Consider the following 25,971-nt stretch of genomic DNA (forward strand, 5'->3'; position numbering starts at 1 on the left):
CTTACCTTCGACCGTACTTCTTGTGGACGGCCTGTCTGCTCACGCCCAGGGCGCTCGCGATCGCCTGCCACGAGAAGCCGAGGTTGCGGGCCTTCCGCACCTGCACCTCTTCGGCGCGCGCGAGCTCGCGGCGCACCTCGGCGAGACGGTGGAGCTCGGCAAGCGGTTCGCGTGCGTCCGCGGCGCCGATCAGGGTGCGCAGGTCGTCTCCGCTCATCGCGTCGCCTCTCATGGTGGGCGGATGCCGCGGGTCGCGGCATCCGTCGTCAACCTTAGTTGACGGCTCTCACCTCGTCAACTCACGTTGACGTTTGCCGGCGCTCGACGTGGGCTGCGAGACTTCGCAAATGTCGCGCTGCAGGGCCGATTCGGTGACATATGCGAAGTCTCGCGGCCCGTGAGGGGGGATCCTGCGCCATGTCGGGACCGGGCGTTAGGGTGGTCCGGTGCCTGCGCCCGTCATCACCGCCGAGAACCTCGTCAAGGCCTACAAGGTCAAGGGGAAGCCCGACTTCCTCGCCGTCGACGGGCTGTCGTTCGAAGTGGCGCCCGGCGAGTCGTTCGGCCTGCTCGGTCCGAACGGCGCCGGCAAGTCCACGACCATGAAGATGGTCGGCGCCGTCTCGACCCGCACCAGCGGTGAGCTGTCCATCCTCGGACTCGACCCCGACCGGTACGGGCCCGAGATCCGCTCGCGCCTCGGGGTGGTGCCGCAGCAGGACAACCTCGACGGCGAGCTCAACGCGCGCGAGAACCTCTACATCTACGGGCGCTACTTCGGCCTTCCCGGCAAGGTGTGCCACCAGAAAGCCGACGAGCTGCTGGCGTTCGCCCAGCTCGAAGACAAGGCGAAGAGCAAGGTCGAGCAGCTCTCGGGCGGCATGAAGCGGCGCCTCACGATCGCGCGCGGGCTGATCAACGACCCGCGCATCCTGCTGCTCGACGAGCCGACCACGGGCCTCGACCCGCAGGCGCGCCACGTGCTGTGGGACCGCCTGTTCCGCCTCAAGGAGCGCGGCACGACGCTCGTGCTCACGACGCATTACATGGACGAGGCCGAGCAGTTGTGCGACCGGCTCATCGTCGTCGACAAGGGCCGCATCATGGCCGAGGGCACGCCTGCGTCCCTCATCCGGGAGCACTCCAGCCGCGAGGTGCTCGAGGTGCGGTTCGGCTCGGATCGCAACGAGCAGGTGGCGCCGCAGCTCGAGGGCATCGGCGAGCGCGTCGAGGTGCTGCCCGACCGCATCCTGGTCTACGCCCGCGACGGTGAGGCAGTGCTCGAAGCCGTGACTCAGCGCGGCCTCACCCCGATCACGTCGCTCGTGCGCCGCTCCAGCCTCGAGGACGTCTTCCTGCGCCTCACCGGAAGGTCGCTGATCGAATGACCGCGGTTCCGGAAGACGCTCACCCCTCGGGGGAGCCGGTCGAGTCAAGGATGCCGCTTCCCGGTGCGTCCGGCGGCCCCGGCGGGTCCGGCGGGCAGGCATCGGCGACCGTCACGCAGCTGTCGCTCGACGAGCTGCGCGCCGAGGCGATGCAGTGGGGCCGCAAGCCCCGTGCATTCGGCACGTTCTACGTCACCGAGCACATGGTGCGGGCGATGCGCGCGTACGGCTGGACCATCGTGGTCGGCGCCCTCGGGCAGCCGATCCTGTACCTGCTGGGTCTCGCCGTCGGCCTCGCCGCGCTCATCGACGCGCCCATCGTGCAGAACGGCGTCGAGGTGTCGTACCTCGTCTTCGTGGCGCCCGCCCTGCTCATGACCGCGGCGATCTCGGTGGCGTCCGAGGAGTTCTCGTACCCGGTGATCGCCGGGTTCAAGTGGCGCCGGTACTTCTTCGGCTTCAGCGCCACCGGGCTGTCGCCGGGCCAGATCGCGGGCGGCGTCGTGACCGGGGCGTCCGCGCGCATCGTGGTCGTCGTCCTGGCCTACTACCTGTTCCTCTGGCTGTTCCAGGCGGTGCCCGACCCCGCGACCGGCTGGCTCACCATCCCCATCGGCCTGCTCGCGGGGCTCGCCTTCGGCATCCCGTACATGGCGTACGCCGCGTCGATCACCGATGACAAGGGCCAGGTCGCGATGGTGCAGCGCTTCATCTTCATGCCCATGTTCCTGTTCTCGGGCACCTTCTACCCGCTGGCCACGCTGCCGCTGTGGCTGCAGTGGATCGGATGGGTCTCGCCGCTGTGGCACGCGACCGAGCTCGGGCGCATCGCCACCTACGGCATGCCGGCCGAGCCGTTCGCCATCATGATCCACATCACCTACCTGCTGGTGCTGTCGATCGGTGCGTACCTGATCGGTCGGCGGGTCTTCCAGAGAAGGCTCGGCGCATGAGCGTCGCGACCGGAGCCGAGACCACGGTCAGGCGCGCCGGCGGCGTGCGTGCGCTGTGGGCGGGCAACCCGCAAGCCGTCGTGCAGCGCGGGGTCATCGCGGCGCGCTCCTCGAGCTGGGGCGTGGTGCTGTCGGGCTTCTTCGAGCCGGTGTTCTATCTCGCCTCGATGGGGATCGGCCTGGGCGCCCTCATCGGCGACGTGCAGACCTCGAGCGGGATCGAGGTGCCGTACGCGGCCTTCATCGCCCCTGCCCTCCTCGCCGTCTCGGCGATGAACGGCGCGATCTACGACTCGACGTGGAACGTGTTCTTCCGGCTCAACTACGGCAAGCTCTACGAGGGCATGCTGGCCACCTCGCTCGGCCCGCTGGACGTCGCCCTCGGCGAGATCCTCTACGCGCTGCTGCGCGGCCTGCTCTACGCGACCGGGTTCATGGTCATCATGCAGATCCTCGGGCTCAACCTCGCGTGGACCGCGATCCTGGCGCTTCCGGCGGTGATGCTCATCGCCTTCGGCTTCGCCAGCGTCGGCATGGCGGTCACGAGCTACATGAAGACGTTCCAGCAGATGGACTGGATCAACTTCGTGCTGCTGCCGATGTTCCTCTTCTCAGCGACGCTCTACCCGATCACCATCTACCCCGAATGGGTGCAGCACATCATCATGGCGTTCCCGCTGTGGCACGGGGTCGAGCTGGTGCGCGGGTTGACCACCGGCATCCTGACTCCTGCGATGTGGTGGCACGTGCTCTACTACGTCGTCATGATCGCGATCGGCCTGGTGTTCACGACGAAGCGCCTGCGCGCGCTGTTCCTCGACTGACACCGGCCACGGACGACGGATGCCGCAGCCCACGCGGGCTGAGGCATCCGTGGTTCGTGCAGGGCCGAGGTCAGAGCGAGCCGGTCGCTCCCACCCCCAGGTCGGCGTCGTAGTCGATGTCCTTCGTCTCGGGCGCCAGGATCAGCGCGATGAAGGTCAGCACGCTCATCGCCGAGAGGTAGAGGCCCACCAGCACGGGGCTTCCGCCGGCGGAGGCCCACAGCCACACCGCGACGATCGGCGCGAGCGCGGCGCCGAGGATCGACGACACGTTGTACGAGATCGCCGAGCCGGAGTACCGCACGTTCGTCGGGAAGAGCTCCGGGAGCACCGCGCCCATCGGGCCGAAGGTCGAGCCCATCAGCATGAAACCGAACACGAGGAACGCCTGCACGAGTGCGCCGGTGAACTTCGGGTCGACCTGCGGCAGCAGGAAGATGTTGAACGTGAGACCGAACACGATGATGAGTCCGGTCACCCACAGCAGCAGGCGTCGGCGTCCGATCGCGTCGGCGATCGGTCCCGACAGCAGCGTGAAGATGCCGAAGAACACGACGCCGATGATCTGCATCACCACGAAGTCGGTGTAGCCGAAGCCGAGGCCCGGGTAGAACTGCGCGGCGAAGGCGGTGGCGTCGAACGGGTTGCCCGCGGCTTCTGCGGCGGCCTGCGCGGCGGCCGAAGCGGTCTCGAGGTCGGCGGCCTTGGTGCCGTAGGACAGCGTGAAGTTCGTCATCAGGTAGAACAGCACGTACGTCGCCAGCATGATGAACGTGCCCAGGATCAGGTGCCACCAGTGGTGGCGCAGGACGGTCGCGAGCGGGAACTTGCGGATCGCGCCCTTTTCCTCGGCCTTCACGAAGGTCTCGGACTCGACCAGGCGCAGTCGCACCCACAGGCCGATGATGACCATGACGGCCGAGAACAGGAACGGCACGCGCCAGCCCCACGCGAGGAACTCCTCCGACCGCTGCCCGGCACCGTCGGGGTGGGGGAGCAGGTAGTTGATGGCGAGGAACACCGAGTTCGCGATGATGAAGCCGAGCGGCGCACCGAGCTGGGGGAACGTGCCGTACCAGGCACGCTTGCCCTTCGGGGCGTTCTCGGTCGCGACGAGTGCCGCACCCGACCACTCGCCGCCGAGCGCGAAGCCCTGCGCGAGGCGCAGCACGAGCAGCAGCACGGCCGCCCACACGCCGATCTCGTTGTAGGTCGGAAGGCACCCGATGAGGAAGGTCGCGATGCCCATCGTGAGGAGCGAGGCGACCAGCGTCGCCTTGCGGCCGAAGCGATCGCCGAAGTGGCCGAAGACGATCGCGCCCAGCGGACGGGCGACCATCGCGGCACCGAACACGCTGAACGACAGCAGTAGCGACGTGGTGTCGTTGCCGGTGGGGAAGAACAGGATGGGGAAGACCAGGACGGCGGCGGTCGCGTAGACGTAGAAGTCGTAGAACTCGATCGTCGTGCCGACGAGGCTGGCCAGGATGACGCGGGAACGGGGATTGGCGGGGGCCGCGGGGGTGGCGGCCGTGGTCGGGGAGGAGGTCAATTTTCACCTGGGCATGCGCGGAGCGGGACATCCTGGTGGGATGCGGCGGTGGGCGTCCGCGTGGCGCAGGGTGACGCGTCAGGCGGCACTGCACTGGATCACCGTTGGCGCGGGCGTTGTCGCCCGGCACGAGCATCGAGTCTACTCCGGCGAATCGGCCGCGGCTCCGGATGCGGAAAGCGGATGCCGCGGCTCAGAGCCACGGCATCCGCTCGCACTTCTGCGGGGTGGTGTCAGCGCCAGATGACTGCGATGGCGGCGTTCGTGAGGGTCAGCACGCCGACCGCCCAGAACATCGCCGGCGGGAGCGCTCCGGTCTTGCGCTGGCGGCCCCGGCCGATGCCGAGGAGCGCGCCGATGATGAGCAGGATGACGAGCTTCACGCCGAGTTTGACGTAGTTGAGGTCGTACTCGATGCCCCACGGCGCGGCGAGGATGAGTCCGGCGACCGCGGCGAGGGCGAGACCCCAGTCCATCACGCGGGTGAAGCGCCGCTTGCCGTTCACCGCCTCCACCACCCAGGAGCCGAAGAGCACGGCGAAGCCGACCAGGTGAATGAGCACGACGACGTGACGGAGGGTTTCCATGCCATCAGTCTAGCTGAAGGTTCGCCGATCACCAGGGGCCCGGGTCGTTGATCGAGCGAGGAACGAGCGAGACGAAACGTCCGAGGCGTTTCGTCTCGCTTCGCTCGCTCAACGACCGACGAGCGTCAGCCGCGAAGCTCCCGCAGCACGACGGCGGTGCGGATCGCGGCATCCGCTGCTTCGTGACCCTTGTCTTCGATCGACCCGGGAAGGCCCGCGCGCGCGATGCCCTGCTCCTCGTCGTCCAGCGTCAGCACGCCGAAGCCGACGGGCTTGCCGGTGTCCAGCGCCACCCGCGTGAGGCCGTCGGTGGCCGCGTTCGAGACGAACTCGAAGTGGGGCGTGCCGCCGCGGATGATGACGCCCAGCGCCACCACCGCGTCGGCGCCGGCATCCAGCGCCGCCTTCGCGACGACGGGCAGCTCGAAGGATCCGGGCACCCGCACGATGCGGTGCGAGGCGCCCGCGGCCTTCACGGCGCGTTCGGCACCGGCGATGAGGCCGTCGGTGATGGTCTCGTGCCACGTCCCCGCGACCACGACGACGTCGAGTCCCGTGCCGTCGACGGTGCCGGTGGCCTGGGGTGAGCCCTTGCCGCTCATCGTTCTGCTCCCTCGTGCATGTGGGCGATCGCGTCGGCGAGGTCGGCCTCCGCGATGATGTGACCCATGCGGTCACGCTTCGTCGCCAGGTACTGGTGGTTGTTCGGGCCGACGCCGACCAGCAGGGGCACCTGCTCGACGATGTCGAGGCCGAGTTCGCGCAGCTGCTTCACCTTGTCGGTGTTGTTGGTCAGCAGGCGCACCCGCTCGATGCCGAGATCCGACAGGATGCCGGCGGCCGCCGCATAGTCCCGAGCGTCGGCGGGAAGGCCGAGCGCGAGGTTGGCGTCCACGGTGTCGAGTCCGCGCTCCTGCAGGGAGTACGCGCGCAGCTTGTTGATGAGCCCGATGCCGCGGCCCTCATGACCGCGCATATAGATGACGACGCCGCCGTCCTGCTCGATCGCGTCGAGCGCCGCCTCCAGCTGCGGACCGCACTCGCACTTGAGGGAGCCGAAGGCCTCGCCGGTCAGGCACTCGGAGTGCACCCGCACCAGCGGCGCGTCGCCCAGCTCGCCCGACACGACCGCGATGTGGTCGGTGCCCGTGACGCGGTCCTTGTACGCCAGGAACCGGAAGGCGCCGTGCGAGGTGGGCACGTTCGCCTCGGCACGCAGGCTCACGCGACGCTTGTGGGCGTTGCGGGTCGCGGGGTCGCAGGGGTCGTGCTCGTCCAGGTAGGCGGTGAGCAGCTCGATCGTGATGACCGGGATGTCGTACTCGGCGCCCAGCTCCTGGAGCCCCGGCAGCCGCATCATGCTGCCGTCGTCGGCGACGACCTCTCCGATCACGCCGACCGGCGCGAGTCCGGCGAGCTTCATGAGCTCGACGGCGGCCTCGGTGTGGCCGGCGCGCTCGCGCACGCCACCGTCGACGGCGCGCAGCGGCAGGATGTGGCCGGGACGGATCACGCTCGTGGGCTTCGACTCGGGATCGGCGAGCACGTTGAGCGTGTGCGCACGGTCGGTGGCGCTGATGCCGGTCGAGACCTTGTCCGCCGCGTCGACGCTGACCGTGTAGGCGGTGCCCCGCGCGTCTTCGTTGTTCTCGACCATCGGCGGCAGATCCAGGCGGTCAGCCCAGTCCGAGGGCATGGGGGCGCACAGGAACCCGCTCGTCCAGCGCACCGTCCACGCGACCCACTCGGGACTTGCGAGCTGAGCCGACAGGATGACGTCGCCCTCGTTCTCGCGGTTCTCATCGTCGGCGACGATGACCGGCCGTCCGGCGCGCAGCGCCTCGAGGGCCTCGGGGATCGTGGAAAGGCTCATTCCGAGCCTCCTTCCGTCGGTGCGGACGCGTCCGCGGGGAATGCGGTGTCGGCGGAGCCAGCCGCGGGCATGGCGGCCGGGAACGACAGCAGGCGCTGCACGTGGCGCGCGAGGATGTCGGTCTCGAGGTTGACGCGGTCGCCGGGCGCACGAGCGCCGAGGGTGGTGGCGGCGAGGGTCTCGGGGATGAGCGACACCTCGAACCATGCCTGCGCCGGGGTCCCGGAGCCTGTCGAAGGGGCGGGGCTCGCATCGCTGACCGTGAGCGAGACGCCGTCGACGGCGATCGACCCCTTGTCGACGACGAGCGGCGCCAGCTCCGCCGGAAGCGAGATGCGCAGCACCTGCCACTCAGCGCCGGGACGCACGTCGAGCACTTCGCCGGTGCCGTCGATGTGGCCCTGCACGATGTGCCCGCCGAGGCGGCCGTGGGCGGCCATCGCGCGCTCCAGGTTCACGACGCGACCGGGGGCGACGCCGTCGAGCGTCGACATGTCGAGCGTCTGCTTCATCACGTCTGCGGTGAACCAGTCGTCCCCCTGCCCGACGACGGTGAGGCACACACCGCTGACCGAGATCGAGTCGCCGTGTCCGGCATCCGACACCGACTTCGGTCCGCGAACCGTGAGGCGCACGCCGTCGCCCGACGGCTCCACGGCGGTGACCTCGCCGATCTCTTCGATGATTCCGGTGAACATCACTCGTCTCCTTCCGACGACGGGGTGCCCACGCGCCGGCGCTCTGCGCGCGGCGCGCCTGCGCCGGCGAGATCGGGCGTGGGATGGGCGACGAACAGCAGATCGTCGCCGAGTGGGGTGACGGATGCCACGGCCAGGCGCTGCGCTTCGCCGATGGTCGTGACGCCGATGTCGTGCAGCGCGAGTCGCTCGCCGCCGAGCAGAACGGGTGCGACGTAGACGAGCAGCTCGTCGGCGAGCCGCTCGCGCAGGAACGAGGCCGCGACGGTCGGACCGCCTTCGACGAACACCCGCTGCACGCCGCGTCTGCGCAGGTCTTCGAGTGCGGCGGCCAGGCCGCCTGACGCGGGGTCGCCCGGGTACTGGAGGAACGCGTGCGGGTGCCGGCGCAGCGCCGCGCCGGCGGGGACCGCCCGGGTGCCGACGACGACGGGCACCGGCTGGTGGGGCAGCAGGGATCCGTCGTCGTCCCGCGCGGTGAGCGCCGGGTCGTCGGCCAGCACGGTGCCGGTCCCCGCGATGATCGCATCGCTCTGGGCGCGCCGACGGTGCACGTCGGAGCGCGCCGCCGGTCCGGTGATCCACTGACTGGTGCCGTCGGAGGCCGCGGCCCGGCCGTCGAGGCTCTGGGCCCACTTGACGGTGACGTGGGGGCGTCCGAGCCGCTGGACGGTGAGCCACGAATCGAGGAGCGCCGTCGCCTCTTCGGCCAGGACTCCCGCCTCGACGTCGACGCCCGCGGCGCGCAGCCGACCGCCGCCACCCGAGGAGTGATCGCCCGGATCGGCGATGGCGTAGACGACCCGCGTCACGCCGGCTGCGATGAGGGCCTCGGAGCAGGGACCGGTGCGGCCGGTGTGGTTGCAGGGCTCGAGGGTCACGATCGCCGTCGCGCCGCGCGCCGCGCCCGGGGCGAGCTGCGACAGCGCGTCGACCTCGGCATGCGGCGTGCCGGCGCCCCGGTGCCAGCCCTCGGCGATGATCTCGCCGTCGGGCGTGAGCAGCACAGCGCCCACCTGCGGGTTGATACCGCGCGGACCGCGCAGCGCGTTCGCGAGCGCCCGACGCATCGCGTCCTGTTCCGCCGTGCCGGCCATCCGCCCCTCGTCTCGTGATCTCGAGGCTCCGGGGGCAGGGGAAGCGGCGACGCGCGCGGCGTCGCTGTGTGCTGCCTCCCATCCGGACTAGCGACCACGCTCCCGAAGGAACCACGTCGCATCACCGTCGGTTCCGGAATTCCACCGGATCGGCCAGGGCGTCATCCGAAACGGATGCTGAAGCCTTGGCTCGCGGACTGTCACCGCCGGTTCGGATTCTCACCGACCCCGGAGCACGTTGATGCTCTCGAGTGTAGTCAACGCGGCATCCGCCCAGACATTCCATGTCTGCGCATGAAGTGCCGGAGCGCGCATACGACCGGTGTCGCGCGTCCCGATGTCCCTGCGCGGACGTAGCCTGGGAGGGGATGGTGAGGCGATGAGCACGGTGGGTCCGATGCGGGCATTCGAAGAGCTGAAGGCGCGTCCGTATGCCGACGTGCTGATCATCGGCGGCGGCATCAACGGACTCGCCACCTTCCGCGATCTCGCACTGCAGGGCGTCGATGTCGCCCTCGTCGAGCGCGACGACTTCATCAGCGGCGCCTCCGCCGCGTCGTCGCACATGATCCACGGCGGCATCCGCTATCTCGAGAACGGCGAGTTCCGCCTCGTGCAGGAGGCCGTCACCGAGCGCAACGCCCTGCTGAAGACCGCGCCGCACTACGTGCGTCCGCTGCAGACGACCATCCCGATCTTCTCGATCTTCTCGGGTGTCCTCTCGGCGCCCCTGCGCTTCCTCCGTCACGGCGGGGGGAAGCACCGCGGGCGCGGAGCGGTGCTGATCAAGGTCGGGCTCGTGATCTACGACTCCTTCTCGCGCGGCGGCGGGCTGTTCGGAACGGCGACCGTGCCGCGGCACACGTTCCACGGACGCCGGCGATCGCTCGCTCAGCTGCCGCAGCTGAACCCCGACGTGAAGTACACCGCGACCTACTGGGACGCCTCGCTGCACGATCCCGAGCGCCTCGCGATCGACGTGCTGCGCGACGGGCGCTCGGCCGGCGGCGCCCGCGCCCGTGCGGCGAACTACACCGCAGCGGTGGGCGTCGAGGACGGCGGCGTGGTGCTGCGCGACGCCGTCACCGGCGAGAAGACGCGGTTCGCGGCATCCGTCATCGTCAACGCCAGCGGCCCGTGGACGGATGAGACCAATCTCGCACTGGGGGACCCCACCCGCTACATGGGCGGCACGAAGGGATCCCACATCGTGCTCGACCACCCGGAGCTGCTCGCGGCGACGGGCGGGAGAGAGCTGTTCTTCGAGAACGAAGACGGGCGCATCGTGCTCATCTACCCCCTCAAGGGGCGCGTGCTCGTCGGCACGACCGACCTCGAGCACGACATGGCGCAGCCGATCGTCTGCACTGAGGCCGAGGTCGACTACTTCATCGAGCTGATCGGGCAGGTGCTTCCCGCGATCCCGGTGGAGCGGGCGCAGATCGTCTACCGCTTCGCCGGGGTGCGGCCGCTGCCGGGCCACGGCGAGGTGTCGCCGGGCTTCGTCTCGCGCGACTACCGCGTCGAGTCGGCGCCGCTCGGCGACGGCGACGCCTCGGTGTCGGGGTCGTCAGCGTCACCGTCGGCTTCTCGCCGCACGAGCGCGACGGTGCTGAGCCTCGTCGGAGGCAAGTGGACGACGTTCCGGTCCTCGGCCGAGCACCTGGCCGACCGCGTCCTCGCGCTGCTGGCGATGCCGCGCCGCCGCTCGACCAGAGGTATGCCGATCGGCGGGGGCCGCGGCTATCCCACGACCGAACGCGCACGCCAGCAGTGGATCGCGGCGCACGCCATCGACGTGCCGACTGCGCGCGTCGCGACGCTGCTCGACCGCTACGGCACGGTGGCGGAGGCGGTGGTCGATGCCGTCGCCGCCGATCCCGATGACGCATCGCTGCGGTTCCTGCCCGACTACAGCTCGGGGGAGCTGCGCCACCTCGCGGCGACCGAGGATGTGGTCCATCTCGACGACATCCTGCTGCGGCGCACCAGCATCGCCTTCATCGGCGCGGCGACGGCCGAGGCGCTCGCCGAGGTGGCCGACGCGATCGCGCCGGTGCTCGGCTGGGATGCCGGCCGGGCGGCGGCGGAGGTCGTCCGTGCCCTCGACCGGGTCCACGCCGCGGACCCCGCGTGGTCCCCGGCGTCCGCGCGATAGCCTGACCGCACCCGCGCCCCGCGCGCGACCACCGCAGGCGCTGCCGCCCGCTGAGGAAGGAGACGACGGTGCCCGACCACGTGCTGTCCATCGATCAGGGCACGACATCCACCCGCGCGATCCTCTTCGATGCCGCAGGCGCCGTCGTCGCCGTCTCTCAGCGCGAGCACGAGCAGATCTTCCCCCGCGCGGGGCAGGTGGAGCACGACCCTGTGGAGATCTGGACGAACACCGAATGGGTGATCGCCTCATGTCTGTCGCGCGCCGGGATCAGCGCGGCCGACGTCGCCGGCATCGGCGTCACCAACCAGCGCGAGACGGCGATCGTGTGGGAGAAGCGCACCGGCCGGCCCGTGCACAACGCGCTCGTCTGGCAGGACACGCGCACTCAGCCGCGCATCGATGAGATGACCAAGGTCGGCGGCCCCGACCGGTTCGCGGACACGACGGGATTGCCGCTGGCGACGTACTTCTCGGCGTCGAAGGTCGAATGGATCCTCGACCACGTCCCCGGTGCGCGCGCGGCGGCCGAGGCCGGTGACCTGCTGTTCGGCACACCCGACACCTGGGTGGTGTGGAACCTCACGGGCGGCGCCCGCGGCGGGATCCACGTCACCGACGTCACGAACGCATCGCGCACGCTCCTGATGGACCTGCGCACGCTCGACTGGTCCGACGAGCTCCTGTCGACCTGGCGCATCCCGCGGGCGATGATGCCCGGCATCCGTTCCTCGTCCGACGTCGTCGGGCACTCGCAGCTGCCGTCGGTGCTCGACGGCGTGCCGATCGCGGGCATCCTCGGTGACCAGCAGGCGGCGACGTTCGGGCAGGCGGCGTTCGACGCGGGCGAGTCGAAGAACACGTACGGCACCGGCAACTTCCTCCTCGTGAACACCGGGACCGAGATCGTGCGCTCGCGCAGCGGCCTCATCACCACGGTCGGCTACCGGATCGGCGACGAGCCCGCGCGGTACGCGCTCGAGGGCTCGATCGCGGTGACCGGATCGCTCGTCCAGTGGCTGCGCGACAACCTCGGCATCATCCAGCGCTCGGAAGACGTCGAGACGCTGGCCGCGACGGTCGACGACAACGGCGGCGCCTACTTCGTGCCCGCGTTCTCGGGGCTGTTCGCCCCGTACTGGCGGCCGGACGCGCGCGGCGCGCTGGTCGGCCTCACGCGGTACGTGAACAAGGCGCACATCGCGCGCGCCGCCCTCGAATCCACGGCGTTCCAGACCCGCGACGTCATCGAGGCGGTCGTCGGCGACACCGGCCGCACGCTCGAGGAGCTGCGCGTCGACGGCGGCATGACGCGCGACGACCTGCTCATGCAGTTCCAGGCCGACATCCTCGGCATCCCCGTCGTGCGTCCGAAGGTCGTGGAGACGACCGCCCTCGGCGCGGCCTACGCGGCCGGGCTCGCGACGGGCGTGTGGAGCGGCCTCGACGAGCTGCGGACCCACTGGCAGGAGGACGTGCGCTTCGAACCGCGGATGCCGGAGGACGAGCGCGAGCGACGGTTCCGGCAGTGGCGCAAAGCCGTGTCGAAGTCCCTGGACTGGGTCGACGATGACGCGCGGATCCTCATGGACACGATCGGCGACTGAGTCTCCGGGGTGCGGCAGGCTGCGCGGGGGCAGGCTGCGAGCACCGCATGAGGGCGCAGTGGTAGCGTCGCGCGCGTGCAGCAGGAACCGCCGGAGAGGCTCGAGGGAGACCGGAGCCCCTCGAAACGGGCGACCGGCACGGCGGGCGACCGCGATACGTTCGATGACCTGCGCTCGCGCATCGTCGCGGGCGACTACCCGGTGGGGACGCGTCTGCCCAGCGAGCTCGAGCTCGCGGCGCACTACGGCGTCTCCCGCACGTCGGTGCGCACGGCGCTCGCCCTGCTCTCGCGCCGAGGACTCATCGAGTCGCGCCCGGGCACCGGCTGGTTCGTCCAGCCTGGACAGACCCAGGGCTTCGACCGGATGCGGTCGTTCACGCAATGGGCGACGAGCCGCGGCCGCAGTCCCGGCGGCATGATCTTCTCGCGTCGATGGCGGCGTGCGACGGCCCGCGAAGCGCGGATGCTCGACATCGGCACGGGAGTGGAGGTGCTCCATTTCACCCGCATCCGCACGCTCGACGGGCGGCCGGTGATGGTGGAGCGCTCCACGTGGGCACCGTGGGTCACCGGACTCATCGAGACGCTGCCGGACGACGTGGTCTCCACGACGCGTGCACTCGCGGACGGCGGTATCGCGGTCGCGTTCGGGAACCACCGCATCGAGGCCGTGGCGGCGTCGAGCGAGGACGCACGTCTGCTCCGCGTACGCCGGTCGAGTCCGCTCCTGCAGGTGCAGCGCGAGACGTTCGGTTCCAACGGGCGGCCCATCGAGTTCGGCGAAGACCGCTACGTACCCCACACGATCGCCTTCGAGGCCCAGGCGGCCGGCGTGGCGGAGCAGCCGCGCACCGCGCCCGGCCTCTGAGGCGGTGCCTGTTCGACCCACTGTGCGCAGTGGGTCGGCGAGATCGTCGCATCGGGGCGTGAGTCCGCCGGATTGTCCGAGGCCGTTCACCTCGCCGACACCTGGGGCCCGTTACGTGGCGTTGTTCCGCTTCCGGACTCTCGAAGGACGCCGCCGTGTCGAACTCACCCGCTTCCCACCGCTCGCACATCCATCCCTGGATGGCGCGGGTCGTCGCCACCGTCGCGACCGCCGCCGTGCTCGCTTCCGGGATGACGGTGCCCGCCCAGGCCGCCGTCGACCCGGAATCGCTCACGCTCGAGCAGCTGCGGGAGCCGCTTCCGGCTGCCGACCTGCTCGATGTCGAGTTCGCGGACGGCACGGCCGTCGACCGCTCGCCGCGGGCGCGGGCACTCACGGCCGGGGCGGCGGCGACCGTCGCCGACGACGAGGAGGTCGGTTCTCAGGTCGCGGTGGGCGCTGCCGGAGCGCAGTCGGCGTGGCAGACCCCGCTGTGGTCCGACGCGGACTACGCCGCTCTCGCCGACGACTTCGCCGTCGAGGCCACCTTCCGCATCGATACGCCGATTGCCGGCTCCGACGTGGTCGCCGTTGTGAGCGGCCAGGAGGAGGGCGGAATCGGCCTCGACGCGCACGCCGCGGACGATGCCGGGTACACGCTCCAGCTGGCGACGGCCGGTGGGCCCGCCGCGGATCTCGAGTACGGCCGTTGGTACCACGTCGTCGGCTTCTTCGACGGATCGCGGTCCGGTCTCTACGTGGACGGCGCGCTCGCAGCGGCCGTGGACACCGCCTCGTTCGACGTCACGCCGAGCGCCGACGGTGCGCACTCCGTGGTCATCGGAGGCGACGTCACCGCGGACGGCGCAGTCAGCAGCACGTTCGGCGGGCGCCTCAAGAGCACGGCGATCTACAGCCGGTCGCTCTCCGAGCTGGACGTCTACCGGCTGTCGAGGCTGAGCCTCACGTCGCTCGACACGGTGGCACCCCTCGTCGAGGTCGCCGGCGACGTTCCGGCGACGGCGACGCTCGGCGAGCTTCTCACCGTGCCCGGCGCCGAAGCTCTCGACGACACCGGCGCCGACGCCGAGGTGGTCGTCACGGTCGGCGGACCGGACGACATCGAATCCGCTATCACGCCCAACGGCGACGGCACGTACAGCTTCATCCCGTCGCTGGACGGCACGTACACGCTCTCCTATTCCGCGGTGGACGAGGCGGGACACATCGCTCGCGAGCCTTTCACCATCACGGTGGGCGACGGCAGCATGCCCCCGGCCGCAGAGGCTGAGGCTGAGCCCGAGGCGGGGCCGGCGACCGAGGCCGGTGCTCTTGCCACCGACCCGCAGACGTCGGCCGACGCCGACGCCGACGCCGATGTCACGTTCGCGGCGATCGGCGACATCCATGACAGCTGGAGCGAACTGGGCGAGGCCTACGACTTCTGGGACGCGCAGGGCGTCGACGCCACGCTCTTCGTCGGCGATCTCACCAACAGCGCCACCGCGTCGGAGTTCCAGGGACTCAAGGACACGATCGACTCGAAGGCCGGCTACGGCATCCAGCTCGTCGCCGCGCTCGGCAATCACGATGTGAGTTCGCTCGGCTCGTACGACCTCTTCACCAACTCGACCGGCGGCCAGGCGCCGAATGCGGACTACGTCATCAACGGCTACCACTTCATCACCGTGAGCCCGGGTTCGGGCACGCTCGACACCGCGACGGGCCGGCCGTCGGTCGCGAGCTCGGGCAACTACGCCTACGCGGCCGCGTGGGTGCAGCAGCGCCTGGCCCTCGCCACGGCCGAGGATCCGACGAAGCCGGTGTTCGTCCTCGTGCATCACCCGCTGAAGTGCACCCACTACGTGTCCAACGAGTGGTACGGCTCGGGCCTGACCAACGGCCAGTGCGGCTCGCAGCTCACCTCGGTTTTCGACGGCTTCCCGCAGGCGGTCGTGTGGGGCGGTCACATCCACACGCCGCAGAACATCTCGTCGTCGATCTGGCAGGGGCAGGAGGGACGATCCGGCACCGGCGCCACCCAGGGCTTCACGACGGTGAACGCGCCGCCGCTGGCGTACTTCGAGTTCGAGTCTGGCGTGGTGAACACCAGCCCCACGAGCCGCGGCAACGACAGCACCCCGGATGACGCGGGCAACAGCCGCCAGACGGCCATCGTCGAAGTGCGCGGATCCGAGGTCACCATCAAGAACTACGACCTGCTGGCCGATCAGTGGATCGATCAGACGTGGACGTGGGACGTCGCCGACGCGATCGACACGAGCCTGTCGTACGACGAGCGCTTCCCCCTCAACAACACCCATCGCGCGAGCCAGACCTCCGCGCCGGTGTGGCCGGCCGGCTCTGCGGTCGCGGTGACGGGCATCGCGAGCGACAAGGCGATGGTGACTTTCCCGCAGGCCGTTCCCGCACCCAACGCCGTGCAGGACATCGTGCACAAGTACCGCTACACGACGGTGGATGTCGCCACCGGCGCGACCGTCAACACATTCCTGCAGTGGTCGGGCTTCTACAATCTGCCCCTGCCCGCCAGCCGCAATCACGAGGTCTGGGGCCTGACCGCGGGCCGCGAGTACGAGGTGCGTGTCACCCCCGTGAACACCTGGGGCAAAGAGGGCGCGGCGCTCACCGGGCGCTTCACCGCGGGTGAAGGCGGCACCACACCGGGCCAGCCGTTCGACCCGACGGCGCTGACGTTCGAGCAGCTCGCCGAGCCCATCCCGTCGGCCGATCTGCTCGACATCGACTTCGGCGGCGGCACCGTCGCCGATCTCTCTCCGCGTGCGCACGCCGTCATTCAGGGGACCGCTCCGATCGCGGTCGACCCCGTCCTCGGCAAGGAAGCGGCCACGTACACCGCTGATTCGGCCCAGGGCTCGCGCATCGCCTGGTCGGACGCCGACTACGCCCTCACCCAGGACGGCTTCGCGATCGAGGCGCTCGCCAAGGTGCCCGCGATCACGACCGAGCGCGACATGATCTCCAACACGCAGACGTCGGGGCAGGGTCTCGAGATGCTTCCCGGCAGCGTGGCGGGCAAGGTGACGCCCGAGCTGTGGGTGCGCCTGGGCGGCAGCTACGTCGTGGCCCGCGCGACGAATGCGCTCACCGCAGGCGAATGGGCGCACGTGGTGGGACAGTACGACGGCGCGGCCCTCAAGATCTACGTCAACGGCGTGCTCAAGGCTCAAGTCGCGGCATCCGGCAACGTCCAGAACCCGTCGGGTGCGGCGCGCTCGTGGGTCATCGGCGGCGACATCTCCTCGACCGGGGGCGTCGAGTACCCCTTCCAGGGATCGATCGGCCTCGCTCGCATCTACGGAGCCCCGCTGTCGGAGAAGGACATCTACCGTCTCTCGACCCGTGAGCTCACGGCGAACGACACCGTTGCACCGATGGTCCGCGTCGTGCCGCCGCCGCCCAGCAAGGGCACGGTGAACGCCGTGTACACGGCGCCTGCGGCGCAGGCGGTCGACAACTCCGGCCGCGTCACGGTCACCGCGGCGGTCACCGGACCGGACGGCGCCTCGCTGGCCGTCACGCCGGTGGAAGGCGGTCGGTTCGCCTTCACGCCGGTCGCGACCGGCGACCACACGCTCGTTTACACCGCGACCGACAGCGCCTTCAAGCAGGCGGAGGCATCGTTCACCGTGTCGGCCATGGGCGAGGGGACGTCGCTGACGCCCGATCCGGTCGTCGCTTACACGTTCGACGGCGAGACGGGCTCGACCATCGCCGACCGCACGGGCAACGGGGTGGCGGCGACATGGCGCGCCGGCGTGGAGTATCTGCCGGGCATACACGGAACGGCCGCGCATGTGAACGGGCAGAACAGCTTCCGCTTCCCGGGGGTAGCCGGCCTCACCGACGCGGCGGGCGACTTCTCCGTCGAGTTCTGGATCAAGCAGACCTCGTTCACGGGTGACGCCTGGATCTTCTCCAATCGCCCCGACGGCAGCTGCGGCGACGGCTTCTCCCTGTTCAATGCGACGGGATCCGACGGCGTGCTGACCTCGTGCTGGGGCACTGCGGGCGCGAAGCAGTACGCCGACCCGTGGGGCACGAACGGCATCAACGGCACGTGGCACCACATCGGCGCCGTCGTCGACAGGTCGGCACAGCAGATCCGCTACTTCGTGGACGGTGCGCTGACCGGCACGAGCAGCGCGGGGTCCGTGACGGCCGGAAGCATCTTCAGCTCCTCGAGTCCTTGGTGGTTCGGCTACAACGGCAGCTACTCGCCGACCATCGACGCGCTCGTGGACGACTTCGCCTTCTACGACGTCGCTCTCACCGCCGGCGAGATGTCCGATCGCTTCGGCGCCGGCCTCGGCCCGGTGCAGCACGCCGTGACCGTCGGCGACGCTCCGCACGGTACTGCGTCGGCCGACGTCGCGGCCGCCGTCGAGGGAGCGACCGTCACGCTGACGGCAACGCCCGACGCCGGTTATGAGCTCACGGGATGGCAGACGACGCCCGAGGGCGTCGAGATCGGCCAGGACGGCACCTTCACGATGCCTGCCGCCGCTGTCGCAGCGACTCCGGAGTTCACGCCGATCGCCTACGCCATCGCCTTCGATCTCGGCGGCGGCAGCGCGGACAACCCCACGACGTACACGATCGAGTCGGACGCGATCACCCTCGCGGCTCCGACGCGTCCTGGCTACGCGTTCGAAGGATGGACCGGCACGGGACTCGACCGTCCGACGATCGAGGTGGCGATCCCGTCCGGATCGCTCGGCGACCGCGCCTACACGGCGACCTGGCGCCCCGTCGCCGCGGACCAGACCGTGCCGACCGTGACGGTCAAGACCGAGTCGAAGGGCAAGGACGGCGTTTACAGCACGGTGTCGTTCAAGCTCTATGACGCCGGGAAGATCGACAAGGTGGAGCTCAACGGAGTGCTGAAGGATCTCGTGGACAACGTCTGGAGCGACCTCAACGGCGTGAAGCCCGGCGTCTTCGGCGCCGTGGCCGGGAAGAACACCCTCGAGGTGTCGGATGTGGCCGGAAACGTCACGACCGTCGCCTTCACCCTCGACACGACAGCGCCGACGGTGATCGCCAAGGACGAGCCGCTGGCGGGCGTCGGCGGCTATGAGGCGGTATCGTTCAAGCTCTTCGATGCGAGCAGCGTCGACCGCGTGGTGCTCAACGGCACGGTCAAGGATCTGCAGGACGCTCCCTGGAGCGACCTCAACGGCGTGAAGCCCGGCGTCTTCGGGGCGGTGGCGGGCGAGAACACCCTCGTGGTGTACGACATAGCCGGCAACTCCACGACCGTGACGTTCATGCTCCGCCAGCGGCACGCGGTGACGGCGGACTCGGCCGGTCACGGCACCGCGTCCGCAGACGTCGCGAGCGCGCTGACCGGCGCGACGGTCACGCTCACGGCGACGCCTGACACCGGCTACCACTTCAGCGGCTGGACGACGACGCCCGCGTTCGTGGCGGTCGCGGCGGACGGCACATACACGCAGCCGGACGCCTCGGTCGCGGCGATCGCCTCGTTCGCCGCCAACGCGTACACGGTGGCGTTCGACGCCAACGGCGGCTCGGGCGCGCAGCCCGCGGCCTCCGCTGCCTATGGCGAGGAGCTGGTGCTGCCGGCCGTGGCGTTCACGCACGAGACCGACGTGTTCGCAGGGTGGGCTCTCACGCCCGGCGGCCCGGCGGTCTTCGCCGACGGAGCGACGGTGAGCAATCTGACGGTCGAGCATGATGCCGTGGTCACGCTCTACGCGATCTGGAAGCCCGCCCCTCCGGCGGCCTGGCGCGCGAGCGTCGTCTACTTCGGCGGCGAATACGTGCTCTACCGTGACCGCGTGTATCAGGCGCAGTGGTGGACCCAGGGGATCGCACCCGATTCGGTCCGCAACGGCGCGTGGGCCGAGGTGGGCGCCGAGATCAGCACGCCCCAGGGTGTGGTGCGCGCCTGGACGGCGTCGTGGACCTATCTCGGCGGCGAGATCGTCGCTCACGGGGGACACCTGTTCCAAGCGTCGTGGTGGACACGCGGCGATCAGCCCGGCACCGGCGGGAAGTCGCCGTGGAAGGACCTCGGTGCGTACTGACCTGCCCAGCGGCGCCGCCCCAGCGCGGCGCCGCCCGCGCAGCGTGCTCGGCCTGCGCAGCGTGCTCGGCCTGCGCAGCGTGCTCGGCCTGCGCAGCGTGCTCGGCCTCCTGGTCGCCGCGGTCTCCGTGATGCTCCTCGCCGCCCCTGCCGCCGCCCACACCTACGCGGCGACGGTGTACGCGAAGCTCTCCGAATCGGAGCCGGGGCTCGTTCGCGCCGAACTCGACATCGAGTACGTGCTGCTCGCGACCGACGGCGCCCGCGCCATGGACGATGCGGCGTTCGAGCAGGACGCGTACGACGATGTCCAGGCATCCGGGCAGGATCCGACGAAGCTGACCACGCGAGTGCTCGAGCAGTACTCGGAGACGGTGCGGGCGTACGTGCTGCCGCGATTCACGATCGCGGCGGGCGCGGAAGCGGATGCCTCGGCCTGCCCGAACGAGCTCGTCGAACCGTATTCGATCACGTACGTCGACGGCGTCCCGCACGCGCACCTCGTGCTCGAGGCGGACTGTCGCGCCACCGCTGCGGAGGAGGGTGGGACATACCGGGTCACGACGCAGTTGTTCCCCGGCACGGATCCCGGCGGCAAGACCACCACGGTGGTGACCTACGATCTGCTGGCCGGCTCCGGGGTCGCGAGCCTCGACACCGACGCCGGCCCGACGATGACGACGTCGCAGGACTGGGGCGCACGGATGGGGGAGTTCTTCATCCTGGGGGCCGAGCACCTGCTGTTCGGTGCCGACCACATCCTGTTCCTGCTCGCGCTCATCGTCGCCTCGCGGCGCCTGCGCGACGTGGTGGTCGTCGCGACCGCGTTCACCGTCGCGCATTCGGTGACGTTCATCCTCGCCGCGCTGGGGGTCGTCAGCGTCCCCGCGAGCATCGTCGAGCCGATCATCGCCCTCTCGATCGCCGTCGTCGCGCTGTGGTTCCTGTGGGGGCTCTGGCGCGACCGCGGCTCCGTGCAGGAGCTCTACGGCCCCGGCGGATCTGCGTACATCGGGTCGGGGCCGGTCGGACCCGGACCCGCCGCGGCCGGCACGCGGCCGAAGGGGTCCGGCGGCACCGCGGTGCTCGAACGTGCGCCCGCGATCCTCGAACCCCGAGTGACCGCCCGAACCGGGCTGTTGGGCTTCACGCGGGCCGATGGGCTGCGGGTGGGCATCGTCTTCGTCTTCGGGCTCGTGCACGGCGTCGGCTTCGCCGGGGCACTGGGCATCGACGAGCCGTTCTCCTGGGGACTGCTGGGTGCGCTGCTGGTGTTCAACGTCGGCATCGAAGCAGCCCAGCTCAGCATCGTCGTCGTGGTCTTCCCGCTTCTCCTGCTGCTGCGGCGCTCGCGGCCCCGCGTCGCGATGTGGGTGGCCGCGATCCTCTCCGCCGCGGTCGCCGTCGTCGGACTGTTCTGGTTCGTCGAGCGGCTGCTGGGCGCGTAGGGCTACTTCAGCAGTCGCGACAGCCGGCGGTCGGCGAGGATCTTGCCGCCGGTCTGGCACGTCGGGCAGTACTCCAGCGAGTTGTCGGCGAAGAAGACGCTGCGCACCTCGTCGCCGCAGACCGGGCAGGTCTCACCCCGACGCCCGTGCACCTGCATGCCCCGACGCTTGGCGTCCTTCAGCTCGGCCGGGGGTTTGCCGGATGCCTCGGCGACGGCATCCGTCAGCGTCTCGGTCATCGCGTCGAAGAGCCGGGTGACCTCGTCGTCGGTGAGCGAGGTCGCGAGGGCGTAGGGCGACATCTTCGCCGCGTGCAGGATCTCGTCGGAGTAGGCGTTGCCCACCCCCGCGATCGTCGCCTGGTCGCGCAGCACGCCCTTGATCTGGGTGCGGCGTCCCTCCAGCAGCCCGGCGAGCGTGTCGCGCGTGAAGGCCGGGTCAAGCGGGTCGGGCCCGAGTCGTGCGATACCGGGCACGTCGGCGGGGTCTCGCACGACGTACACCGCCAGCGACTTCTTCGTGCCCGCCTCGGTGAGGTCGAACCCGGCCCCGTCCGAGAGCGCGACGCGCAGGGCGATCGGCGTCTTGCCCGGCCGGATGATCGTCTTCGGCAGCTCGTCGTACCAGCGCAGCCACCCGGCTTTGGCGAGGTGGAACACCAGATGCGGCCCGGTGGTCGCGAGGTCGACGAACTTGCCGTGTCGCGCAGCGCCGGTGATCTCGGCATCCGCCAGGGACTCGATCGGCGGGTCGTACGTCTTCAGCGCCGCGATGTTGGCGACCGTCGCTCGCGCGATGCGCACACCGGTGAGCCGCTCGCGGAGGAAGTCGACGAGCCCCTGCACCTCGGGCATCTCGGGCATGCGCTCATCCTGCCACGCGGCGGGGACACCGGGGATCCCACAGGGGAGGGGGTCGGCGGCCCCGCGGTGGTCAGTCCAGCGCGGGCCAGGACTGCGGGGTGCGGTCGTCGGTGGCGAGGACGCCGGCGATCCAGCCGTCGTCGCGGCCGTGCGAGCCGACGAGCGCCTGCCGCAGCGTCCCCTCGTAGCGGAAGCCGAGAGTGCGCGCGGCGCGCGCGGAGCCGACGTTGCCCACGACGGCACGCCACTCGATGCGATCGAGGCCCAGTCCCTCCGGCGAGAAGCCCCAGTCGATCACAGCGCGGGCAGCTTCGACCGAGAGGCCGCGCCGACGCGACCACGGCGACACCCAGTATCCGAGCTCCCCGGAGCCGCGTCCGTCGAGGCGGTACAGCCCGATCATGCCGGCCAGCACCGAACCCTCACGCATCGCCCAGCTGACATGGGCGCCGCTCTGCCAGTCGGCGGCGACACGCGGTACGAACTCCTCGGCGTGCCGGCGTTCGTACGGGGAGGGGACCGGCGTGTAGCGCTGGATCTCGGCATCCTGGCACGCCTCGTAGATCGCGTCGACGTCGCCGTCAACCGGCAACGACAGTTCGAGGCGGTCCGTTCGCAAGATGGAGGGCTCGATCCCGCCCACGCTACCGGCCCGCGCCCTGGCTCAGCGAGACCGGCGCAGGAGGCCGACCTTGTCGTAGACGTCGTTGAGCGTGCGGTTGGCGACCGCTTCGGCCTTGGCGGCGTTCGCGGCGAGCACGCGGTCGAGCTCGGCCGGATCGTCGAGGAGCTGCAGGGCGCGCTCGCGCACAGGACCGAACTCGTTCACCACGACCTCGGCGAGGCCCTTCTTGAAGTCGCCGTAGCCACGCCCTGCGTACTCGTCCTCGATCGCGGGGATCTGCCGGCCGGTGAGGGCCGCGTAGATCACCAGCAGGTTCGAGACGCCGGGCTTGGCCTCGCGGTCGTAGCGCACCGAACCCTCCGAATCGGTGACGGCGCGCATGACCTTCTTCGCCGACACGGCCGGGTCGTCGAGCATCCACAGCACGCCGGCATCCGACTCCGCCGACTTCGACATCTTCGCCGTCGGGTTCTGCAGGTCGTAGATGCGCGCCGTCTCCTGCTGGATCACCGGCATCGGAACGGTGAACGTCTGACCGTAACGGCTGTTGAAGCGCTCGGCGAGGTCGCGCGTGAGCTCGACGTGCTGCTTCTGGTCGTCGCCGACCGGGACGATGTCGGTCTGGTACAGCAGGATGTCGGCCGCCATCAGCACCGGGTAGGTGAAGAGCCCGACCGAGGTGACCTCCGAGCCGTAGCGCTGCGACTTGTCCTTGAACTGCGTCATGCGCCCGGCCTCGCCGAACCCGGTGACCGTCGACAGGATCCATGCCAGCTCGGCGTGCGCCGGCACGTGCGACTGCACGTACAGCGCTGATTTCGACGGCTCGATGCCGGCGGCGATGTACTGCGCGGCCGTGCGGCGCGTCTTCTCGCGGAGCTCCGCCGGATCGTTCGGCTGCGTGAGCGCGTGGAGGTCGACCACGGAGAAGAACGCGTCGTACGACTCCTGCAGATCGCGCCACTGCATGAGGGCCCCGATGTAGTTGCCGATCTGGAGCGAGTCGGCGGAGGGCTGCATGCCGGAGTACAGGCGCGGTTTGCTCATCCGTCAAGTCTATTGAACGGATGCCGCGGCCCCGCGCCCGCCCACCGACCCGGCGGGCTCACCTCGGTCGCCCGCCGCCGCCTGGGCGATCAGTGGCCGATCGTGTAGTCCGCCACGACGGGGGAGTGGTCGCTCCAGCGGGTGTCCCACGAAGGTGCGCGCACGACCCGGTAGTCGACCACCCGGGCGCCGAGCTCCGGCGTCGCGAGGTGGTAGTCGATCCGCCACCCGGCGTCGTTGTCGAACGCGCGTCCGCGCATCGACCACCAGGTGTACGGGCCGTCGACGTCGCCGTGGAAGCGGCGTCCGATGTCGACCCAGCCGAGGCCGGGACCTTGAGAGCCGTCGGCACCGGTCACCTCGGCGCCCTTGTCCCCGAAGAAGCGATCGAAGTACGCCCGCTCGCGCGGGAGGAAGCCGGCCTTCTTGATGTTGCCCTTCCAGTTGCGGATGTCGAGCTCGCGGTGGCCGACGTTGAGGTCGCCCATGACGAGCGCCAGCGGAGACGCGGCCTTGAGCTGCGGCATCCGCTTCTCCATCGCGTCGAGGAAGGCCCACTTCGCGTCCTGCTTGGGCGTGTCGGCCTCGCCGGTGTGCACGTAGGCGCTCACGACGATGAGCCGCTCGCCGTCGATGTCGAAGTCCGCCTCGATCCAGCGGCCTGCGCTGTCGAGGACTTCGGCTGCGTCCTCGGCGGCCGGGCCGAGCACGCGGCGCACCTCGATCGAGGGGATGCGGCTGGCCACGGCCACGCCCGCTCGCCCCTTCGAGAGGGCCTCGTCGTTGACGATCTCCCAGCCGGGCAGAGCCGCCCGCAGCTCCTCCTCGGTCGCCCGCACCTCCTGCAGGGCCATCACGTCGATGTCGGCGGCATCGAGCCAGTCGATCATGCCTTTGCGGGTGGCGGCACGGATTCCGTTGACGTTGACAGAGGCGATGCGAACACGGCGAGACACGACGGCAAGACTATCCGCCACCGCCGACACTCATTCGAACAGGCTGCCGGCCTTCTTCTTCTGTGCCGGGGGAGTGGCGGCCTCGACCTGGGCCAGCTCCTGCTCCGCGGCGCGTACCGCGCGGTCAGCGGCGAACAGGCGGTACCACGGCGCGGTCTCGCGCGCCTCCCGCGCGGTGCGCAGGCGCACCCGGGCGGCCACCAGCAGCGCGGCATGCTCCGCCGCGAGCCGGTCGGCCTCGGTCTGGGGGAGCAGCGGGACCTCGTCGTCCTTCGCCGCGACCGCGACCCATGCGGCCGCGACGAGCATGATGATGCCGATGATGCGGAACCACAGGAGCAGACCGACGAAGATCGCGAACGTGGCCAGCAGTGCGTTGGTCGGCGTGTAGACGAACAGCCAGCCCGTGAACAGCTGCAGCACGGTGATTGCGCCGCCGCCGAGGAGTGCACCGGGCCAGATGCGCCGCCAGGGGAGTTGCGTACCCGTGAGGTACCGGATCAGCCCGGCCAGCGCCGCGCTGAAGATCACGAACGAGATCAGGATCGAGCCGACGCTCGTGGTCACTCCCACCCAGCGCGACGCGTTGCCCCATCCGAATAAGGCGAACACCCACTCCAGCGCCCACGTGCCGAGCGTCGTCGCGGCGAAACCCACCACGAGGGCGAGGGCGAAGACTCCTGCACCGATGAGATCGCGTGCCTTGAGGTAGAAGTAGCTGCGGAGGTCGGGCGGCAGGCCGAAGATGTCGCGCACCGCGCGGCGCGTGAACGTCACGAAGCCGATGGCAGTCCAGATGAGGGTGCCGAGGGCGATGATGCCGGTGACGCCGAGCACGCCGGCATTGCTCGTCGCGACCTCGGTGACCTGCGCGGGGGTGAACAGCCCCTCGTCGCTGATCAGGCCCGGGATATAGCTGTTGATGAGGTTGATGAGCCCGGCGACGGCCTCCGAGCTTCCGCCCAGCCACAGCCCGGTGGCGGCGAACGCCACGTAGATCGCGGCGAACGTCGCGAACAGCGCCTGGTAGCTCACGCCCGCGGCGAGCAGGAACCCGTTGTGCTGCAGGAAGTGACGCCACACCCGCACCGGGAACCACGCGAGGGTGCGCTGGGTGATCGCCGTCGCCCGGCTGATCGGCTGGTCGAAGCGCTCTCGCAGACTCTCCTGCGTCGCCTCCCAGCGGGCGCGGAGAGACTCCTCCTCCCGCTGCGCGGCATCCGCCTGGTCGCGGGCCTCTTCGTGGCCCTGAGCGCGAGTGGGGTCTCGGCCGTCGGAGTCGTTCCGTTCGGTCACGGAAGTCACACTATCGACAGACGGATGCCGCATCG

20 protein-coding genes are annotated in these 25,971 nt (G+C 70.2%); 8 read left to right on the forward strand and 12 right to left on the reverse strand.

Annotation, left to right across the window (positions count from 1 at the left end):
• Position 1 precedes the first annotated feature (1 nt).
• A complete protein-coding gene (locus B2K11_RS07420; protein ID WP_163617630.1) occupies positions 2 to 217 on the reverse strand; it encodes an AsnC family protein in 216 nt (71 codons plus the stop codon).
• A gap of 229 nt (positions 218 to 446) precedes the next feature.
• Between B2K11_RS07420 and B2K11_RS07425 the strand changes: the two genes are divergently transcribed.
• The 3 genes from B2K11_RS07425 to B2K11_RS07435 all read left to right on the forward strand — a co-directional run bounded on the left by B2K11_RS07425 (position 447) and on the right by B2K11_RS07435 (position 3,165).
• Positions 447 to 1,388: an ABC transporter ATP-binding protein gene (locus tag B2K11_RS07425; protein ID WP_163617631.1), complete on the forward strand. Its 942-nt coding sequence runs from the start codon at positions 447 to 449 to the stop codon at positions 1,386 to 1,388.
• Positions 1,389 to 1,537: 149 nt separating this feature from the next.
• Positions 1,538 to 2,341 (forward strand): ABC transporter permease, encoded by an 804-nt coding sequence (locus B2K11_RS07430; RefSeq protein WP_239525837.1) that lies wholly within the window; start codon positions 1,538 to 1,540, stop codon positions 2,339 to 2,341.
• Entirely contained in the window at positions 2,338 to 3,165 is an 828-nt protein-coding gene (locus B2K11_RS07435; RefSeq protein ID WP_163617632.1) for an ABC transporter permease, read from the forward strand. The genes B2K11_RS07430 and B2K11_RS07435 overlap by 4 nt, the downstream gene beginning before the upstream one ends.
• Positions 3,166 to 3,235: 70 nt before the next feature.
• On the opposite strand, the gene B2K11_RS07440 is transcribed toward B2K11_RS07435, so the two are convergent.
• From B2K11_RS07440 to ribD, 6 genes are all read right to left on the reverse strand, one after another.
• Entirely contained in the window at positions 3,236 to 4,717 is a 1,482-nt protein-coding gene (locus tag B2K11_RS07440) for an MFS transporter (RefSeq protein WP_163617633.1), read from the reverse strand.
• Positions 4,718 to 4,950: 233 nt separating this feature from the next.
• Positions 4,951 to 5,304: a Fe-S protein gene (locus B2K11_RS07445; RefSeq protein ID WP_163617634.1), complete on the reverse strand. Its 354-nt coding sequence runs from the start codon at positions 5,302 to 5,304 to the stop codon at positions 4,951 to 4,953.
• Between the two features lie 125 nt (positions 5,305 to 5,429).
• Positions 5,430 to 5,906: a 6,7-dimethyl-8-ribityllumazine synthase gene (gene ribH / locus B2K11_RS07450; protein WP_163617635.1), complete on the reverse strand. Its 477-nt coding sequence runs from the start codon at positions 5,904 to 5,906 to the stop codon at positions 5,430 to 5,432.
• Positions 5,903 to 7,177 carry a GTP cyclohydrolase II gene (gene ribA / locus B2K11_RS07455; protein ID WP_163617636.1) on the reverse strand — a complete coding sequence of 425 codons (1,275 nt, stop codon included), beginning with the start codon at positions 7,175 to 7,177 and terminating at the stop codon, positions 5,903 to 5,905. Before ribA ends, ribH begins: the two co-directional genes overlap by 4 nt.
• The gene (locus B2K11_RS07460; RefSeq protein ID WP_163617637.1) at positions 7,174 to 7,875 is read right to left on the reverse strand and encodes a riboflavin synthase; all 702 of its coding nucleotides are present in this window, start codon (positions 7,873 to 7,875) and stop codon (positions 7,174 to 7,176) included. Before B2K11_RS07460 ends, ribA begins: the two co-directional genes overlap by 4 nt.
• Positions 7,875 to 8,972 (reverse strand): bifunctional diaminohydroxyphosphoribosylaminopyrimidine deaminase/5-amino-6-(5-phosphoribosylamino)uracil reductase RibD, encoded by a 1,098-nt coding sequence (gene ribD, locus B2K11_RS07465; protein WP_163617638.1) that lies wholly within the window; start codon positions 8,970 to 8,972, stop codon positions 7,875 to 7,877. Before ribD ends, B2K11_RS07460 begins: the two co-directional genes overlap by 1 nt.
• A 379-nt stretch (positions 8,973 to 9,351) precedes the next feature.
• On the opposite strand from ribD, the gene B2K11_RS07470 reads away from it, so the two are divergent.
• The 5 genes from B2K11_RS07470 (at position 9,352) to B2K11_RS07490 (ending at position 21,149) form a co-directional block, all read left to right on the forward strand.
• Positions 9,352 to 11,130 (forward strand): glycerol-3-phosphate dehydrogenase/oxidase, encoded by a 1,779-nt coding sequence (locus B2K11_RS07470; protein ID WP_163617639.1) that lies wholly within the window; start codon positions 9,352 to 9,354, stop codon positions 11,128 to 11,130.
• A 68-nt stretch (positions 11,131 to 11,198) separates the two neighbouring features.
• Positions 11,199 to 12,737, forward strand: coding sequence for a glycerol kinase GlpK (glpK, locus tag B2K11_RS07475; RefSeq protein WP_163617640.1), 1,539 nt, complete (start codon positions 11,199 to 11,201; stop codon positions 12,735 to 12,737).
• A 75-nt stretch (positions 12,738 to 12,812) separates the two neighbouring features.
• A complete protein-coding gene (locus B2K11_RS07480; protein WP_163617641.1) occupies positions 12,813 to 13,607 on the forward strand; it encodes a GntR family transcriptional regulator in 795 nt (264 codons plus the stop codon).
• Between the two features lie 155 nt (positions 13,608 to 13,762).
• A complete protein-coding gene (locus B2K11_RS07485) occupies positions 13,763 to 19,702 on the forward strand; it encodes a LamG-like jellyroll fold domain-containing protein (RefSeq protein WP_163617642.1) in 5,940 nt (1,979 codons plus the stop codon).
• Complete coding sequence (locus B2K11_RS07490; RefSeq protein WP_239525824.1) at positions 19,692 to 21,149, forward strand: HupE/UreJ family protein; 1,458 nt, start codon at positions 19,692 to 19,694, stop codon at positions 21,147 to 21,149. The genes B2K11_RS07485 and B2K11_RS07490 overlap by 11 nt, the downstream gene beginning before the upstream one ends.
• A gap of 2 nt (positions 21,150 to 21,151) precedes the next feature.
• On the opposite strand, the gene B2K11_RS07495 is transcribed toward B2K11_RS07490, so the two are convergent.
• The 5 genes from B2K11_RS07495 to B2K11_RS07515 form a co-directional block, all read right to left on the reverse strand.
• Positions 21,152 to 22,012 (reverse strand): DNA-formamidopyrimidine glycosylase family protein, encoded by an 861-nt coding sequence (locus B2K11_RS07495; RefSeq protein WP_163617643.1) that lies wholly within the window; start codon positions 22,010 to 22,012, stop codon positions 21,152 to 21,154.
• Between the two features lie 70 nt (positions 22,013 to 22,082).
• Entirely contained in the window at positions 22,083 to 22,646 is a 564-nt protein-coding gene (locus B2K11_RS07500) for a GNAT family N-acetyltransferase (RefSeq protein WP_163617656.1), read from the reverse strand.
• Positions 22,647 to 22,676: 30 nt separating this feature from the next.
• Positions 22,677 to 23,684: a tryptophan--tRNA ligase gene (gene trpS, locus B2K11_RS07505; protein WP_163617644.1), complete on the reverse strand. Its 1,008-nt coding sequence runs from the start codon at positions 23,682 to 23,684 to the stop codon at positions 22,677 to 22,679.
• 89 nt (positions 23,685 to 23,773) lie between these two features.
• Entirely contained in the window at positions 23,774 to 24,640 is an 867-nt protein-coding gene (locus B2K11_RS07510; protein ID WP_204260040.1) for an exodeoxyribonuclease III, read from the reverse strand.
• A gap of 30 nt (positions 24,641 to 24,670) precedes the next feature.
• Positions 24,671 to 25,936, reverse strand: a complete 1,266-nt coding sequence (locus tag B2K11_RS07515) for a YihY/virulence factor BrkB family protein (RefSeq protein ID WP_239525827.1) — start codon at positions 25,934 to 25,936, stop codon at positions 24,671 to 24,673.
• Positions 25,937 to 25,971: the final 35 nt, after the last annotated feature.

Origin of the sequence: Microbacterium sp. B35-30 (assembly GCF_010634855.1) — a bacterium.
Classification (GTDB): Bacteria; Actinomycetota; Actinomycetes; order Actinomycetales; family Microbacteriaceae; genus Microbacterium.

Coding starts and splice junctions, on each gene's coding strand:
- B2K11_RS07470 (WP_163617639.1), top strand. CDS start 9,352: ATGAGCACGGTGGGTCCGATGCGGGCATTCGAAGAGCTGAAGGCGCGT.
- trpS (WP_163617644.1), bottom strand. CDS start 23,684: ATGAGCAAACCGCGCCTGTACTCCGGCATGCAGCCCTCCGCCGACTCG.
- B2K11_RS07460 (WP_163617637.1), bottom strand. CDS start 7,875: ATGTTCACCGGAATCATCGAAGAGATCGGCGAGGTCACCGCCGTGGAG.
- B2K11_RS07495 (WP_163617643.1), bottom strand. CDS start 22,012: ATGCCCGAGATGCCCGAGGTGCAGGGGCTCGTCGACTTCCTCCGCGAG.
- ribA (WP_163617636.1), bottom strand. CDS start 7,177: ATGAGCCTTTCCACGATCCCCGAGGCCCTCGAGGCGCTGCGCGCCGGA.
- B2K11_RS07430 (WP_239525837.1), top strand. CDS start 1,538: ATGCAGTGGGGCCGCAAGCCCCGTGCATTCGGCACGTTCTACGTCACC.
- B2K11_RS07445 (WP_163617634.1), bottom strand. CDS start 5,304: ATGGAAACCCTCCGTCACGTCGTCGTGCTCATTCACCTGGTCGGCTTC.
- B2K11_RS07420 (WP_163617630.1), bottom strand. CDS start 217: ATGAGCGGAGACGACCTGCGCACCCTGATCGGCGCCGCGGACGCACGC.
- ribD (WP_163617638.1), bottom strand. CDS start 8,972: ATGGCCGGCACGGCGGAACAGGACGCGATGCGTCGGGCGCTCGCGAAC.
- B2K11_RS07435 (WP_163617632.1), top strand. CDS start 2,338: ATGAGCGTCGCGACCGGAGCCGAGACCACGGTCAGGCGCGCCGGCGGC.
- ribH (WP_163617635.1), bottom strand. CDS start 5,906: ATGAGCGGCAAGGGCTCACCCCAGGCCACCGGCACCGTCGACGGCACG.